Origin of the sequence: Fibrobacter sp., assembly GCF_045131395.1 — a bacterium.
GTDB lineage: Bacteria > Fibrobacterota > Fibrobacteria > Fibrobacterales > Fibrobacteraceae > Fibrobacter.
The window spans coordinates 395,745-411,612 of sequence record NZ_JBGUQY010000002.1; the positions used below are offsets into that span (position 1 = coordinate 395,745).

General features: G+C 52.8%; 12 protein-coding genes. 10 read left to right on the top strand and 2 right to left on the bottom strand.

Translation table 11 applies throughout. The features are described 5' to 3' along the window. Position 1 precedes the first annotated feature (1 nt). The 9 genes from ACJMNB_RS01700 (at position 2) to ACJMNB_RS01740 (ending at position 11,198) form a co-directional block, all read left to right on the top strand. The gene (locus ACJMNB_RS01700) at positions 2-1,066 is read left to right on the top strand and encodes an HlyD family secretion protein (protein WP_405338343.1); all 1,065 of its coding nucleotides are present in this window, start codon (positions 2-4) and stop codon (positions 1,064-1,066) included. 8 nt (positions 1,067-1,074) lie between these two features. Then, positions 1,075-2,466, top strand: coding sequence for a hypothetical protein (locus ACJMNB_RS01705; RefSeq protein ID WP_405338345.1), 1,392 nt, complete (start codon positions 1,075-1,077; stop codon positions 2,464-2,466). A gap of 1 nt (position 2,467) precedes the next feature. Next, positions 2,468-3,298: a polyphosphate polymerase domain-containing protein gene (locus ACJMNB_RS01710; protein WP_405338347.1), complete on the top strand. Its 831-nt coding sequence runs from the start codon at positions 2,468-2,470 to the stop codon at positions 3,296-3,298. 30 nt (positions 3,299-3,328) lie between these two features. Then, entirely contained in the window at positions 3,329-5,023 is a 1,695-nt protein-coding gene (locus ACJMNB_RS01715; RefSeq protein ID WP_405338349.1) for a lamin tail domain-containing protein, read from the top strand. Between the two features lie 135 nt (positions 5,024-5,158). Then, positions 5,159-6,949 carry a TolC family protein gene (locus tag ACJMNB_RS01720; RefSeq protein ID WP_405338351.1) on the top strand — a complete coding sequence of 597 codons (1,791 nt, stop codon included), beginning with the start codon at positions 5,159-5,161 and terminating at the stop codon, positions 6,947-6,949. A gap of 21 nt (positions 6,950-6,970) precedes the next feature. Continuing rightward, positions 6,971-7,969: an HlyD family secretion protein gene (locus ACJMNB_RS01725; protein ID WP_405338353.1), complete on the top strand. Its 999-nt coding sequence runs from the start codon at positions 6,971-6,973 to the stop codon at positions 7,967-7,969. Between the two features lie 10 nt (positions 7,970-7,979). Beyond that, positions 7,980-9,227 (top strand): ABC transporter permease, encoded by a 1,248-nt coding sequence (locus tag ACJMNB_RS01730; protein WP_405338355.1) that lies wholly within the window; start codon positions 7,980-7,982, stop codon positions 9,225-9,227. Continuing rightward, on the top strand, positions 9,224-10,414 hold the full coding sequence (locus ACJMNB_RS01735; RefSeq protein WP_405338357.1) for an ABC transporter permease: 1,191 nt from the start codon (positions 9,224-9,226) through the stop codon (positions 10,412-10,414). Before ACJMNB_RS01730 ends, ACJMNB_RS01735 begins: the two co-directional genes overlap by 4 nt. A gap of 70 nt (positions 10,415-10,484) precedes the next feature. Next, the gene (locus ACJMNB_RS01740; RefSeq protein ID WP_405338359.1) at positions 10,485-11,198 is read left to right on the top strand and encodes a zinc metallopeptidase; all 714 of its coding nucleotides are present in this window, start codon (positions 10,485-10,487) and stop codon (positions 11,196-11,198) included. A 38-nt stretch (positions 11,199-11,236) separates the two neighbouring features. Here ACJMNB_RS01740 and ACJMNB_RS01745 read toward each other — a convergent pair whose 3' ends face one another. Beyond that, positions 11,237-12,805 carry a segregation/condensation protein A gene (locus ACJMNB_RS01745; RefSeq protein ID WP_405338361.1) on the bottom strand — a complete coding sequence of 523 codons (1,569 nt, stop codon included), beginning with the start codon at positions 12,803-12,805 and terminating at the stop codon, positions 11,237-11,239. A gap of 117 nt (positions 12,806-12,922) precedes the next feature. Continuing rightward, complete coding sequence (gene glmS, locus ACJMNB_RS01750) at positions 12,923-14,749, bottom strand: glutamine--fructose-6-phosphate transaminase (isomerizing) (protein ID WP_405338363.1); 1,827 nt, start codon at positions 14,747-14,749, stop codon at positions 12,923-12,925. A 127-nt stretch (positions 14,750-14,876) separates the two neighbouring features. On the opposite strand from glmS, the gene ACJMNB_RS01755 reads away from it, so the two are divergent. Further along, positions 14,877-15,806, top strand: a complete 930-nt coding sequence (locus ACJMNB_RS01755) for an FKBP-type peptidyl-prolyl cis-trans isomerase (RefSeq protein WP_405338365.1) — start codon at positions 14,877-14,879, stop codon at positions 15,804-15,806. Positions 15,807-15,868 lie beyond the last annotated feature (62 nt).

The following is a 15,868-nucleotide window of genomic DNA, read 5'->3' on the forward strand; positions in this document are numbered from 1 at the left end:
TATGAACAAGCTTAGCGATATGCTCGAAAATTTTTGGAACACGCATAAGAGTAACGCCGGTGTTGCTTACGTATACAGCCATAAGCTTTCCCTTGCCTGGATTCTTTGCGTAATCATCGCCATTATCCTCGGTTACATGTATCAGGGCAAGATTGCCACCTTCCAGGGTATTGCAGAAGCCGCTGAAACGACGATTAGCGTGCCGAGCCCCACCGAAGTAGTGAAGGTGCATGTGATGCCGGGTCAGGCCATCAATGCGGGCGATACAATTGTGGAGCTCAACCGTCCGGACTTGACGCTTCGCATTGCCGAAGTGACTCGTGAACTGGATGCCAGTGAAGGCCGCAGCAACTTGTCTGCCGCAGATATCGACCAGAAGGTGGCTGCTGTCAAGGCTGACCTTGCTACAAAGACGCTGACCCTCAAGTCCGAAATCAACAGGCTTGAAACGGAATACAAGAAAAACAAGGAAATCGCTTCCAGACTCAAGAGCCTCAAGAATTCTAATTCTGAAGCCGATGGCAACGACGCCATGGCGATGCAGATCAAGAGCCTCAAGAACGAACTGGCTGTTGCCAACGCTAATGCCAACGAACAGATCAAGCTTTTGCGCAGCAGCAACCGCTTGCAGAAGGACGCCGGCAAGAGCGAAGTGGAAAACCTGAAGAAGGAACTGGAAGAACTCCAGAAGCAGCAGGAAGAATTGATCCAGATTGCCAAGGAAAGCTGGGTCGTGGGTTCCGTGAATGTTCATGACGGCGAAAAGGTGTCTAGCTTTGCTCCGATTGTTACTCTCACTCACAAGTCTCCGACGCTGGTTCGCGGTTACATCCACGAAAGAATGTACCAGCGCATGGATGTTGGCGAAACCGTCAATGTGAAGCCGCTGGGTGCTACGGGTAAGCCGGTCAAGGGTAAGGTGGTTGGTCTTTCCAGCCGTATCGTGGAATTCCCTATGCGTATGTGGAAGATGCCTGAAATGCCGATTCACGGTCGTGAAGTCATTATCACGATTCCTGCCGAAAACCCGTTCCTTCTTGGCGAAATGGTGACCATCTCCGAATAATTTGATTTATGAAAAAATTTGCTCTTGTATCTTTGTTTGTCGCAGCCCCTTTGATTGCTGCTCCTCTGACTTGGGAGACTCTCATCAAGTCTGCTGATGACGATGTGCGTTACCAGGCCTCTAAGAAGCGTGCCAATATTGCGACTTCCCGCAGCACTAAGTTGTGGGACAAGCTTGAACTGCGTTACAAACTGGATGGCTTTAGCTTTGCCCAGCACGATTTTGAACTTCGCATGACTCCGAAGGCTTTTGGCGAAGGCTCTGCCGATCGTGCTCATTACGAAGCGCAAATGGCTTATGCAAACGCCCAGCTGGCTGAAGACCGCGGTGTTCTTCTGTATGACCGTTACGAACGTGCCATCCATTATCTGATGCGCAAGCGTATCAATGCGTTGAATCAGGAACTCTACCAGATTAACGCAGACCGTATCGAAGTGCTGCATATCAAGTCTGGCTCGGCTACGTTCAATCCGCAGGACTTGATGTCCGCTCTTGAAAAAGAAGCTTCCATCCGTGCGGCGCTGATTAACGATTCCAATTCCCTCCAGAATTCCGAACGAAAGCTGCGTGTGTGGATTCCCGATTTCGATAGTATCGAGTTGGATTCTACCTGGCTTCCGTCTATGGAAGAGATTGAAGCCCAGCTGAAAGATGGAGTTGACGTGAGTGACAACTTCCCGCAGCTTGCCATGGCTAAGGGCAAGATGGATTCCGAAAAGGCCCGCGCTAAGCAGGATGTAGCTAGCCGTCGTGATTACATTTCTCACATCGGTATCGGCTACTCCTTGAAGATCGAATCCTTGATGAAAAAGTACAAGGACATGGGTTATTCTGATTTGTGCACGAAGAATGGTGAGTATTACGATGCTGACGCCTGTGCGGAATGGCTGAAAAATGCCGAAGATGAAAAGACCGGCCTCTTTGACAATACCTACGCGATTCAGAAAGAAGTGGCTGACAGGGACAGCCGCCTTACTCGCGACAAGTTCTATGCGACGCTGGCTATCAAGCTCCCGTTCTTCGATAGCAACAAGGATAACGACCTGCGTAACCAGGTGGCAGACCTTGATGCCGAAGGCGACTATATGGAAAAGGCTCGCGACGTGAGCGTGAAGGTGAACCGCCTTGTGGAACAGATTAATGGTTTCCTTGCCCAGTGGAAGGTGCAGAAGGATTTTGCTGACAAGGTAAAGGCTGGCAATATCTTCGAACAGTTTGCTAAAGACGCCGGTTCTGACCCGCTCCTTTTGCTGCGTGCCCGCGAATCCGCTGTCGAAAGCGAACTGAATGCGGCCAAGCTCGAAACGGACATTTACGATCTTTATCTTGAAGTATTGCAGTATGCAGGCCAGCTCTCCAAGGAAGGCGTGCAGAACCACCTAGTCGGGGGGCTCAAGTAGTATGGCCGAAGCCCGCGGATTTAGCCTTCTCGAAAGGTTCGAACTCAAGTACCACATTCCTGTGGAATGGGCGGACCGTATCGGCCAATTCCTTGCGCCGTACTGCGAAGAAGACTATTACTCTAAAATTACCCCGGGCGGATTCTATTGGATCACGAACCTCTACTTGGATTCGCCTAGCTGGACGTTCCTCGGCTGGAAAAAGAAACAGCTATTGGATCGCTTTAACATGCGCATCCGCACCTACGGTGAACACCCGGCTCAAGACGGAACGTTCCACTTTGAATGCAAGCGCAAGATCAAGAATATTTGCTACAAGAGCCGTGGAACTATCAAGGGCATTAACCCGGGCGAAGTTTGGAACATGAAGCCTGAAGACTGGCCGTGCAAGGGTGAAAAGGACCGCATGTACGTCAAGGATTTCTTGTACAAGACGGAACTCTATAATGCACATCCGCGCCTTTTGACCCAGTACAAGCGCCGCGCCTGGTTTGGGCTTCGCGAAGAATATTCTCGAGTGACCATCGATACTGGCATGCGATTCCGCGAAGAAAACGGTTTTGATTATACGGTGGATCCTCATTACATGCATTCGACGGGACTTCCGAGATTTTTCCAGCCGGCATGTGATGCCGTTCTAGAGCTCAAGTGCCCCTGCTCCCAGGTGCCTTATTGGATGTTCGACCTGATCAAGTTCTTGAACCTGAAACATGCGGCTTTTTCGAAGTTTGGCAATGCCGCCGCCGAATGGAAGCGCGTCTACGAGAATCCGCGTCGCTTTAAGGCTCCCTATTGGACGAAGCTTGCTGTTGGCGCTGGCGAAAATTATTAAAATAGAAGTACGTTTTACGAGGATACCTTTATGGATATCAAAAAAATTCTTTTGGCTGGCTCGGCTGTAACTGCAATGGTTCTTGCCACTTCTTGTTCCAGCAGCTCGTCGTCGGAACCTGAGCCCGATAATCCGGATACACCGACTTCTTCGGAAGAAGGGGCTGACCCCAATTCTTCCGGTGGCGCCACTGGTTCGTCCAGCAGCAATGGCGAAAACGGAAATAAAAATACGTCGTCATCTTCTGTGGTCGATGAATCTGTAACCCAGATGGCCATTACCGAAATCATGTACAACGCCCCCGAAGGTTCTGAACTGGAATGGATTGAAGTGACCATTGCCAGTGGCCCGGATATTCCCAGTATGTTGGCATCGGGCATGCGTTTGGATGGTGCTATTTCTTATGATTTCCCGAATGATCCCTTGAAGAAAGGCGAATATATTGTCGTGACCAACAACATGGATCTCTTCAAGCAGGAGTATCCGGATTATGCCGGAAGGCTCTATGGCCCCTGGGCTAATGATCCCGCTACTGGCGCTGTGGCAAAGCTTTCTAACGAAGGCGACGTGATTGACGTGAAAGTCATGGGCGAAGGTGACGTGAGCTGCTCTTACAGCATGGAACCTCCTTGGCCGTCTCTTGCAAACGGTAAGGGCCGTACCTTGGTGTACAAGGGCGGTAACGCTGCCCAGGCGACTTCTTGGGGCGCAAGCAAGATTCTTAAGGGTAATCCGGGGGTGGGCAATGACGAATGGCTTACGACGTCGAATATTCGCTTGAACGAGATTATGCCGAATCAGACGGGTAAGGCTTCTTGGGTGGAACTCTATAATGCAGGTTCTGCCGAAGTGGACGTGACAGGCTGGACTTTTGAATCTAAGGTCCGCAAAGAAAAACTCACGATTAAAGCCGGTACCGTTCCTGCAGGTGGCTACCTCGTGCTGGATGGTGCGACCGATTTTGATTCTGCTGGAGTCACGAAGGAACTGATTGTTAGCCCCATTGGTGGTTCTTATTATCTGTATGGCGAAACCGAAGGTGATGAATCTAGTTTGCTTTTGCCTTCTAGTGAACTTTCGAGTGGCGTGGTGGACTTGAGTGATGGTTCTACCGCTCAGGGAGCCTTGAAGGAAGCTACTCCGGGTACTCCCAATACGGCTCTTTACATTGGTCCGGTGGTAATCAATGAAATTCATTATCACCCCAATGAAGAAGACTTGAACGACGTGGAATTCCTGGAACTCAAGAACACTTCTTCTGAAGCGATTACCATGTACCAGTCGCTTAGCAATGGTAGCAGAGGCTGGAAGGTTGAAGGTATTAATTTCGAGTTCGCGGCAACTGATATTATTCCGGCGGGTGGTTTTGCGGTGCTCTTCCCTGAATCGCTCTCGACTGCCGTTGGAGAGACAAAGCTGCGTAACCGTTATCAGCTTGCTGCCGATGTCTTGGTGAAGTTCTATAAGGGTAAGCTTTCGAACCGTGGTGAAACCATTGCTGTCAAGAAACCCTACTCTTTGATCAAGGACGCATCTAATCCTTTGAATGACCAGTGGTTCTATGATTGGTCCGATGCATCGCTCTATAGCGATAACTGGCGTGGTGCAGGCGTCGATTACAAGCGTGCCGATGGTTTCGGATTCAGCTTGCAACGTAAGGACGTTACGACCATGGGTTACGAAGCCTCTGCTTGGACTGTTGGCGAACCCACTCCGGGTAAGTAAAAAACGCTGTCTTGCGGGCCGTTAGTGTTTTATAAACGGCTTGTAAGCGCCTTATAATACATTTTTTGTAAAAATGAGGGAAACCGCTCCTTTGGAGCGGTTTTTTTGTATGGAAAAATTTATTTTTATGATGCTATGAGAAAGAGTTTGTTTTTGGGTATTGCAGCGAGTGCTGCCGTTTTTGCTGCGCCGATTTCGCTGTCTGATGCGATTTCCATGGCGAAAACGAACAATTCGCAAATAAAGGCCGAAAGGGCAAAAGTGGATATGGCCGAAAGTGGACGAACCGAGGCCCGTTCCCGTTTTATGCCCCAGTTGTCGTTGACAGCCAGTGTTACAAAGATTAACGACCCCATTTATATTGACTTGGGTGAAATTCAGCAGGCCATGAGCGGTCTTGCAGGCGGTCTTGCGACGGTTGGCCCTGCGGCGGTGTATTCCAAGGCATACATCGATGCCTACAATAAGGCGCAGGCCGGTTACGAACAGGCATACAATGGTGCTCTTGCGGCAGGCATGACTCCAGAACGGGCGAGTGCCTTTGCGCTTGACAAAGTGGGCGGTACCGCACAAGAAATTGCCCAGCAGAATGCGGACAAGTATGCACTGGAAACGCAACAGAAACTCGAAGCGGCCCAGTCGCAGATCGATGATGCCGATTTCCGTATGAAGGTGCAGGACGACGTGTTCTTTAATGCACGCCTGACTGCCATTTGGCCGATTTTTACAGGTCTTAAGATTTATTCTGCCTACGATGCCGCCAAAGAAAACGTGAACGCCAAGAAGGCTGCCTTCGACATGGCGCAAAACACCATCCTCATGGATGTGGCCACCAAGTACTTTACGTTACGCTTGGCTGAAGAATTGACGGTGCTTCGCGAAAGCACCAAGAAGAACTTGGAAGAACATTTGGCCCGTTCCAGGAAGCTTGAAGAAGGTGGACAGATTAGCAAGGCGGAACGCCTGCGCGCCGAAGTAGCCTTGGCCGAAGCGGAAAATGCATTGGAAGATTCTTACCGCGACCAGACGCTGGCGCGACTTGCACTTGCAAGCTTGTTGCATACCGACACGAACATTACGGCTATCACTCCGGTGATGGCTCCGGAACAGACTTTCGGCATGGAAGAATTCAAGCAACTGGCTATGGATAGGCACCCGGGACTGCGCCAGTTGCGTACCGAGCGTAAGCGCAGCCAGGATGCGGTGAGCGCTGCCCGCGCCGATTATTTCCCGACAGTGGCGCTCTTTGCCTACAAGGAACTTTATACTCGCGACTTGACGCTCTTGGAGCCCGACTGGGCGGTGGGTGCCAAGATGCAGTGGGACTTGTTCAAGGGCGGCGAGACTCGCTCCAAGGTAAGCAACGCGAAGGCTCTTGACCGTTCGCTGTCGAGCATGGAAGAGCAGACCATGGATAACATTGGCCTGCTGGTGGAAAAACGCTGGCGTGAAATGGAACATGCCAAGAGCCGCCTGGAAAGTTTGAAGAAAACTCGCGAATTGGCCGAAGAAGCCCACCGCAGCCAGACCCTCGCTTACGAAGCAGGCCTTGCTACAGGCTTGGATGTGGTGGATGCCGAACTCGCCCTTTCTCGTTTGCAGGTGGCTGACCTGAAGGCTCATTTCGATGCCGTGGTCGCATGGCTTGGACTTTTGGAAGCCAGCGGTGAAGTGGCGAATGCGGGCGAGATGCTCAAGAATGTGAAGCCTGTGGAAGAAACGATGGCTGAGGAACCCGCTAAAGCTAGCGAAGAGATTGCCGCGCCTTCGGCTCGCAATGACGTGAGTGCTGCGTCGGCAGATTCTGCAAAGACCGTCGAACCAGCTGTTGCTCCCGCTGCAGAACCGGCAAATATTTCGGCAAGTGTTCCGGCAGATAGTGCCAAGGCTTCTGAAGCAGCAACGCCTGCTGCTCCTGCAAACTGAATTTAGAAACGGAGAAAAATAATGAACGTCTTGAAATTAATCGGAAAAACATTAGTGATCTTGGCGTTGATTGCCTTGATCGTTCTTGGAATCGTGACGTTGCAGAAGTTTGCGACGGAACCCCGCGATGCCTATTTGCAGGGTCAGATGGAAGCTCGCCGCGTGTTGGTGGCGGGGAAGGTCCCTGGTCGCGTGGAACAGCTGTTCTTCCGCGAAGGCGACATGGTTGAAAAGGATGCCATTGTGGCCATCATTAGCAGCCCCGAAATCGAGGCGAAAAAGATTCAGGCCCAGGGTGCTTTGGGCGCTGCCCGCGCTCAGGCGAACAAGGCAAAGAACGGCGCCCGCTCCGAAGACATTACGGCTCTCAAGGCGATGGCTTCGCGTGCCCAGGATGCCGCAAACCTTGCTAAGAATACTTACGATCGTGTGCAAAAGCTTTATAACGAAGGCGTGCTTCCGCTCCAGAAGCGCGACGAAGCCGAAACCCAGATGAAGGCTTCGCAGTCTGCCGCCGACGCCGCCAAGGCCCAGTATGAACAGGCCCTCGCCGGCGCCCGCAGCGAAGACAAGGCTGCCGCAAACGCCCTCGTGATGCAAGCGAAGGGCGCCAACGCCGAGGTCGACGCCTACCTCGAAGAAACGAAAATCCGCGCCCCCATCTCAGGCGAAGTCTCCGTGAAGTTGGTCGAAGAGGGCGAAGTCGTTGGTTCTGGCATGCCTGTGGTCGCCATTACCGATCTCAACGATTCATGGGCGGTATTCCATTTGCGCGAAGACTTGCTCAAGAATGTATCCAAGGGCAAGACCTTCAACATGTACATTCCGGCCCTCGACCAGAATGTGGAAATGGAAGTCAGCTACATTGCCTCGGTGGGTGATTACGCCACTTGGCGTAGCTCCAAGGAAAGCGGCGGTTTCGATCTCAAGAGTTTCGAAGTGCGCCTGCGCCCGAAGACCAAAATTGAAAACTTGCGCCCCGGCATGAGTGTGCTTTTCTCCGTGGAGCAGATTCAGTAAGGTCGCTATCGTGTTCCTTGCGTTCTTTAGAGCTTTCAAGAAAATCTATATCAGCCACAATATCGTCTTGTGGCTGGTGCTCTTGATTTTGCCGGTGGCAACTTCTACCTTCATGGTGGATTTTTTCTCGGCCGAAACCATTCAGCATGTTCCTATCGGAATTTTAAAACAAGACCGTTCGCAACTAGCCGACGAGATTGAAATGGCGCTCCGCGCAGACCCGGTGCTTTCTGTGGAAATGGTTTGCGAAGAGCGCAGTGAATGCGAACATGCTGTTGTCCGTGGCGACTTGCAGGGCTTCATCGTGTTGCCTTACGATATGGAACGCCGTGCGCTCCGGCTCGAGGCACCCGTGATTCCGGTTTATTCTAGCGGTCAGAATTATCTGACCAACACCTTTGCGGTCAAGGAAATCCGCTCGGTGATTTCGACCATTGGCGCAAACCAGTTCACCAAGCAGATGGACGATCCCATTCATGTGGAACTCAAGTCCGTCGGCAATAACAGCGGTAACTACCAAGGATTTTTGGGCCTCGGGCTTGTGACGGCAATTTTCCACTTAGCAGGAATTCTTGCGGCCGTTTACCTGTTCAGTTTCCCGTTCCGCGATCATCGCATTCGTGAATTCTTGGCGGCGGCAGGTAACTCTCGCATGGTGCTTGGGGCGGCGACCTTCTTGCCGATGGTTGCAATTCTGTGGCTTTCCATGATGGCGGTCTACGCTTATGCCCATCGGGCGCTTACACCCATGACTCTCGATGAATTCATCATGGTGTCGGCGGGGCAGTTGGCCATGCTCTTGGCTTGCTCTGGTGCGGGTGCCGCCTTTGTGGGCATCACGGGCAATATGCGTATGTCCACGAGTGTGGCGGGCGTGATTGCGGGCCCGGCTTTTGCTTTTGCAGGCCAAACCTTCCCGGTGATGGCGATGCCTTTTGCGGTGCGCTGCTTTGCATTCTTGCTTCCGCTTACCCATGTGCTTAAGGTGCAATCGACCATGCTCTTGGGCTCTGTCGGCAAGGCTCATGCTTGGGAATCGATTGTGGTACTCTTGTTTATGGCGTTGTTCTGGCACATGCTTGGTGCAAGGCTCTTGTTCTTGCGCTGGAAAGAAGCTTTGGTAAAAGAAGCCGATTGGGAAGCCCGCGAAAAACTGAAGTTGAAAGACAAAATCAAGAGTGCTGCCGAGGCTATCGCTTCGGATTTAAGCGTTCGCAAGGCGGTTGCGGCTGATATCGCTCTGAGGAGGCAAAGATGATTGACCTCTTTAAGCGACTTTTCAAGGTGGCCTTTGCCGAATGGAAACTCTTTTACACGGATCCGGCCGCTGTGCTTTTGCTGGTGGTGGCGGGTGTGCTTTACGCCTTCTATTACCCGACTCCGTACATGAACCAGACGGCATCGAAGATTCCTGTTGCCGTGGTGGATTTGGACAAGACCGTGATGTCCCGCGACTTGACGCAAATGTCGGCGGCTGCCCAGCAGATCGATGTGCGTTATGTGTTTTCGGATATTCGCGAAGCTGAAGAAGCCATGGCAAATGAGAAAATCTATGGCTTCATGGTGATTCCCCAAGACATGGAAAAGACGCTCCGCAATGGCGGCAAGACAAACGTGAACGTGTTTACGCACGGCGCTTACGTGATGCTCCACGGAAACATCGGAACGGCATTTACCACATGTGCGCTCACGGTGGGCGCGACTACAAAAGTCAAGCGGATTGCATTAGGCAAGAAGGTTCCGGCGGCAAAGGCGATTGCCATGCGCGACCCCATTCCCATCAGCGTGCAGACTATGTACAACAACACGGGTAGTTATTCCAATTACGTGGTGCCTAGCGTGTTGGTGCTGATTTTGCAGCAGACCCTTGTGATCGGCATTTGCATTTTGGGTGGTGCCCGTGCTCACCGCAAGTTCCGCAAAAAGAACCGCGATAGTTCTGTGGAAAACGAACTGATGCCTTACCGCTATTTCGGGCGTTCGCTGGCGTACTTCTTGCATTATTGCAGCTTCATTCTGTTCTACCATTTTGTGGTGTACAATGTGTTTGACTTCCCGCGTCGCGGCGAGATCTTGCCAATGGTGGCGTTCGCCATCGTGTTCCTGTTCTCGGTGATTAATTTCGGGATGGTGCTTTCGCAGGTGTTCTTGCGCCGCGAAACCAGCATGCAGTTGTTCCTGTACATGAGCATCCCGATTCTGTTCCTGTCGAACTTTAGCTGGCCTACTGAATTGATTCCGGCGTGGATGAAGGGACTCTCTTGCTTGTTGCCTTCGACCTTTGCAATTCCGGCTTGGCTGACCATTGAACAGCGCGGAGCCGACATTTACGATGCGGCCTCCCTTTTGCTGCCCCTTGCCATGCAGGCGGTGTTCTACTTGCTGCTTGGGCTTGTGCTTACGAACCTTCGCGACGGCAGCAAACTCGAAACCGGCGATATGTAGTAATTATTGGACGACGAAATGCTTCATGATTCCGTCGTCTTTTTTGTATATTGTTCCTTGAGGTAACTATATGATGTTCGATCCTTTATACATGACAATTCTCCTGGTGACGCTGGCCCTTTCGGGTAGTGTTTCTTGGATGGTCAAGTCTCGTTTTAACGCTGGCCAGAAGGTCGGTATTTCGAGTGGCTTAACCGGCGCCGATGTGGCGAAGGCTATCCTGATGGATGCGGGCATTACCGATGTGAAGGTTTTGCAGCATCATGGATTCTTGTCGGACCATTACAATCCGCTGAACAAGACTTTGAACTTGTCGCCAGAAGTTTATAACGGCCGCAATGCATCTGCCGCTGGCGTTGCCGCTCACGAAGTGGGCCATGCCATTCAGCATGCGCAGGGGTACTTCCCGCTGTGGCTGCGTTCCTTTATTGTGCCGGCTGCAAACTTGGGTTCTAATCTGGGTCCGTGGCTTGTGATTCTTGGTATCGTTCTGATGAGTGCAGGCCGTGCGCTGGGTTATTCCCTTGCGGTGGCTGGCGTTGTGCTCTTCGGCATTGCAACGCTCTTTACGCTGATCACGGTGCCGGTGGAATTCGATGCTTCTTCCCGCGCCAAGAAGGTGCTTGCTCGCCTTGACATTGTGGCGCAGGGCCGCGAATACAATACGGTTTCGGGAGTGCTGTTTGCCGCAGGGCTTACCTACGTGGCAGCCGCTATCGGCTCCATTATGCAGTTGCTTTACTGGGCGTACCGCGCAGGCCTTATCGGTGGCCGACGAGACTAGCCTTCTGTTGTCATCCCGGGCTTGCCTCGGGATCTCCTCTAGTCGCCTGAATGAATCTCTATATTGGGAAATTCGTCATCGTCGTCTGAACCAGAATTTTCATTCGCCTGGGTGTCATAGAACGCCTGGGCTTTTTTCATGAAGGCTTCGAATTCTTCGTCCGTCATGTTATCCGACGGCTGCGGCTCTTCTGTAGGGATTTCTTCAGTCGCGTCATCGCGAGCCGAAGGCGTGGCGATCCATTCGTCATTCTCTTCAACAGGAGTTTCTTCGACAACGGGAATATCTTCCACAGGAGATTCTTCAATCGGCGCGGCAGTATCTTCGGTAACCACGTCATTGCGCAAAGCGCATGACTGGTTCGCCTCGGCAATAGAAATGCTAGCATTTCTGCTGCTCTCGGCTCCCTTGTCATTGCGAGGAGCTGTAGGCGACGAAACAATCTGTTCGGCAGCATGTTCCACAACGGGGACGCTTGCTTCTGCGGTAGCTTCAGTTGCCGGCGCAGCGTTCTCGGCTGCCGGAACATTCTCAGCGGGCGGAGCATTCTCAGTGACCGGAGCCGTTCCTTCTGCAGATGCGGCACCCTCAGCCGCCTCATCTTCCTTCATCATTTCAGCGAACGGATTTTCCTGCACTTCGCTCAAGTCTTCGCGACCTTCGAGCATTGCGGTCAAGTCTTCGTCGCTCACGTTCCTGCCGCGGCTGGTCCACAGCACGGCTTCGCGCATCACGGCGGCCAAATCGCCCACGCTCTGTTCCTTGGAACGGGCAATTGCCTGGTTGCGAATGGCCTCTACAAGGCCCGGCTTCACATCCGGATCCTTGCTGAAGAACACGGTCTCGTGCGCCATTTCTTCGGCGTAGTCGGCGTTGTTCTTCTTGCGGTAAATCCAAATCGGTCCGAACAGTTCGCTCTGGCGGAACACGATTTCATCTGTCTTGATCATTTCGAGCATAGCCATGAAGGTCACTGCCGCCACAATCGGGTGGGAATCGTTATCCAGCAAGTCTTCGAACAGGGCGCGGCCATTCACCGACAAGTAGTTGTTGATCGCCTGCTGGCGGTCCTGAATGGTCACGTAGTCGAGTTCGATATGGTGAATCGTTTCGGAAATCTTGGTCTTTAAACTCTTCTGGTAGGCGCGGAAAAGCTGCCAGATGTTGGCGTCGGCCAAAGTCTCTTCGTCGCTTTGGGTCTTTTCGAGACGACCGCGGGAATAGGTACCGAAGTTCTGGGCTTCCATTTCCTGAAGACCGCCAGCCACCTGCTTAAAGCGCTGGTATTCGAGCATTTCCTTCATGAGCTGCTCGCGGTCTTCGTTGTATTCCGCTTCCATTTCGGGGTCGCGCTGCTCGGCCGGCAAAAGTTCCTGCACCTTGAGTGCCATCAAGCGGCTAGCCATGTACAAGAAGTCGCCTGCCTTCGAAAGGTCGGTGCCCTCGTACTCGTTCACCCATTTCAAGAACTGGTCCGCAATTTCGGCAATGGAAATCTGCTCCAGCGGAACTTCCTTCTTCTGGACAAGATAGACCAGCAAGTCCATCGGTCCATTGAACGCCCCGATGCGTACTTCGTAGTCTTCCTGTTCTTCGAATTCAGTCATTTGAATTAAATGTAGTTAATTTCTCGTTTTTGAAGGGGAGCCCAAATTGTCTTGTGCCTTAAACAAAAAAGCCTCCCGTTAGGGAGGCGTGCTTTAATTTCTGTTTACTGTATTGCCTTATTCCACGGTCACGCTCTTGGCGAGGTTACGCGGCTGGTCCACGTCGTTGCCACGGAGCACTGCGATGTGGTAGGCGAGCAGCTGAAGCGGCACGCAGGTCACAATCGGCATGAGCATGGGGCTGGTTTTCGGAACCTTGATCAGGTGGTCGGCGATTTCGTCGAGCGGGTGGCAGTCTTCGGTAGAAATGGCGATGACCTTGCCACCGCGAGCCTTGATTTCGCGGACATTGCTGATTACCTTGTCAAACAGGGCGTCCTTCGGGGCAATCACCACGACCGGCATGTTTTCGTCGATAAGGGCGATGGGGCCGTGCTTCATTTCGGCGGCGGGGTAGCCTTCGGCGTGGATATAGCTAATTTCCTTGAGCTTCAGGGCGCCTTCCATGGCAACGGGGTAGTTGAAGTGGCGGCCCAGGTACAAGAAGTTGTTCGCCTTCACGTACTTGTTGGCGATGCCTGCAATCTGGTCCGAAAGTTTGAGGGTCTGTTCCACCAGTTCCGGGAGTTCCTGCATGGCCTTCACGATGTCGGAACCGGCTTCGAAAGAAAGGCGGCGCTGACGGCCGAGCAAGAGGGCGATCATGGCGAGCACGGTCACCTGGCTAGTGAATGCCTTGGTGCTGGCCACGCCGATTTCGGGGCCTGCGTGCAGGTAAACGCCGCCGTCGCTGGTGCGAGCGATGGTGGAACCCACGCCGTTACAAATGGCAAGTGCGGTAGCTCCCTTCTGCTGGGCTTCCTTGAGGGCGGCCAGGGTGTCGGCGGTTTCGCCAGACTGGCTGATGGCGAGCACGAGCGTGCCCGGCTTGATAATGGGGTTCCTGTAGCGGAATTCCGAAGCGTATTCGACTTCGACCGGGACGCCGGCCAAGTCTTCGATCATGTATTCGCCCACCATACCGGCATAGTAGCTGGTGCCGCAAGCGGTAATGATAATACGGTTTATATTGCGCAGTTCCTTGATGTTGGTGTCAAGGCCGGCAAGCTTGGCGTTGCCTTCAGCGTACAGCAGGCGGCCGCGCATGGTATTGCGGAGCACTTCGGGCTGCTCGAAGATTTCCTTGAGCATAAAGTGGGCAAAACCGCCCTTGGCGATGGCGTCTGCGTCAAATTCCACGTCCTGCACTTCGTGCTGCACGGGCTGGCTGTGGGTATTCAGCAGGTTGTAGCCGTCGTTCTTGATTTCGACGATATCGTTGTCGTCCAGGTAAACGACTTTCTGCGTATGCATGATGATGGCAGAAACGTCGGATGCCAGGTAGAATTCGTTTTGGCCGATGCCCAGAATGAGGGGGCTGCCGCGGCGGGCGCCAATCAAGGTTCCCGGTTCATCTTTGCAAATGACGGCGAGACCAAAGGTCCCTTCAATTTTGGAAATGGCCTTGAGTACAGCCTCTTTCAAGTTGCCCTTGTAGTAACGGGCTATCAGGTGGGCAACGACTTCGGTGTCGGTTTCGGACTTGAATTCGACGCCTTCGGACTGGAGTTTCTTTTTGAGGATGGCGTAGTTTTCAATAATGCCGTTGTGCACAATCGAAATCTTGCCGTCAAAGCTCTGGTGCGGGTGGGCGTTCTGTTCCGTGGGGGCGCCGTGGGTGGCCCAGCGGGTGTGGGCAATGCCGACATGACCGTGAAGAGCCTTGTTTTTAAGTTTGTCTTCAAGGGCGGCAATCTTGCCGGAAGCACGAACGGTCTCGATTTGGCCGTCTTCGATGAGGGCGACGCCCGAGCTGTCATAGCCACGGTATTCGAGTTTCTTGAGTCCACCAATCAGGACCGGTAAAGCTTCGTTTTGGCCGATGTAGCCTACAATTCCGCACATAGTAAAGGCACCTTTTTTTGTTTACGAAACGCAATATACCAATTTCTTTTGGTAAAAAAGGGTTACATATGGTCTTTTCCTGTAAGATTTTGTTATTTTTCGTTTGTCTAACAAAAAAGAGGATAAAATGAACAAAAAACTCATTATTGCTGCGGGTGCTCTCGCATTTGCTCTGACCGGTTGTGACCAGCTGTGCCAGGGTCCCAAGACCAAGACTGCCTTGGTGACCGAAAAGGATAAGTACAGCTATGCTCTTGGTGCCCATTTCGGCAACCAGGCTCGTTTCCAGTTGGTGACCCGCGACTCTATCGACCTCGACCTCGATCTCTTTATCCAGGCTTTCAAGGAACGCTACAACGAAGATTCCGCTCACTTCTTGATGAACGATTCCATCATCTTCCAGACTCTGACTGACCTCTCCCAGGCCCGTCAGGCTGAAAAGAACAAGAAGGACAGCCTCGCTGCCGAAGCCAACAAGGCTGCTGGCGAAGAATTCCTCGCCAAGAACAAGACTGCCGAAGGCGTCGTGACCACCGAATCTGGCCTCCAGTACAAGGTGATTACCGAAGGTACGGGTGCAACTCCGGCCGATGGCGACATCGTGAAGGTGCACTACACCGGTACGCTCCTCGACGGCACCAAGTTCGACAGTTCTGTCGACCGTGGCGAACCGCTCGAATTCCCGATTGGCGCCGTGATTCCGGGTTGGACCGAAATGCTCAAGCTCATGAAGGTGGGCGGCAAGGTCACCGCTTGGATCCCCAGCGACCTCGCTTACGGTCCGCGTGGCCGTGGCCCGCAGATTCCGGGTAATAGCCTCCTCGTGTTCGAAATGGAATTGATCGATACTCATTCTGCCGACGCTCCGGCCGCTGCCGAAGCCCCGAAGGCCGAAGTGAAGAAGGCTGCTGCTCCGAAGGCAGCCCCGAAGGCTGAAGCCAAGCCCGCTGCTGCAAAGCCGGCCGCTGAAGCAAAGCCTGCTGAAGCTGCAAAGCCCGCCGAAGCCCCGAAGGCAGAAGCTAAGCCTGCCGCAGAAGCCCCGGCTGCTGCACAGTAATCGGTTCGCATAAGAACTTTGAGAATCCCCTTGCTTAACCGCGGGGGGATTTTTTCTATCTT

Coding starts and splice junctions, on each gene's coding strand:
- ACJMNB_RS01705 (WP_405338345.1), top strand. CDS start 1,075: ATGAAAAAATTTGCTCTTGTATCTTTGTTTGTCGCAGCCCCTTTGATT.
- ACJMNB_RS01700 (WP_405338343.1), top strand. CDS start 2: ATGAACAAGCTTAGCGATATGCTCGAAAATTTTTGGAACACGCATAAG.
- ACJMNB_RS01755 (WP_405338365.1), top strand. CDS start 14,877: ATGAACAAAAAACTCATTATTGCTGCGGGTGCTCTCGCATTTGCTCTG.
- ACJMNB_RS01710 (WP_405338347.1), top strand. CDS start 2,468: ATGGCCGAAGCCCGCGGATTTAGCCTTCTCGAAAGGTTCGAACTCAAG.
- ACJMNB_RS01725 (WP_405338353.1), top strand. CDS start 6,971: ATGAACGTCTTGAAATTAATCGGAAAAACATTAGTGATCTTGGCGTTG.
- ACJMNB_RS01740 (WP_405338359.1), top strand. CDS start 10,485: ATGATGTTCGATCCTTTATACATGACAATTCTCCTGGTGACGCTGGCC.
- ACJMNB_RS01735 (WP_405338357.1), top strand. CDS start 9,224: ATGATTGACCTCTTTAAGCGACTTTTCAAGGTGGCCTTTGCCGAATGG.
- ACJMNB_RS01715 (WP_405338349.1), top strand. CDS start 3,329: ATGGATATCAAAAAAATTCTTTTGGCTGGCTCGGCTGTAACTGCAATG.
- glmS (WP_405338363.1), bottom strand. CDS start 14,749: ATGTGCGGAATTGTAGGCTACATCGGCCAAAACGAAGCTTTACCGGTC.
- ACJMNB_RS01745 (WP_405338361.1), bottom strand. CDS start 12,805: ATGACTGAATTCGAAGAACAGGAAGACTACGAAGTACGCATCGGGGCG.
- ACJMNB_RS01720 (WP_405338351.1), top strand. CDS start 5,159: ATGAGAAAGAGTTTGTTTTTGGGTATTGCAGCGAGTGCTGCCGTTTTT.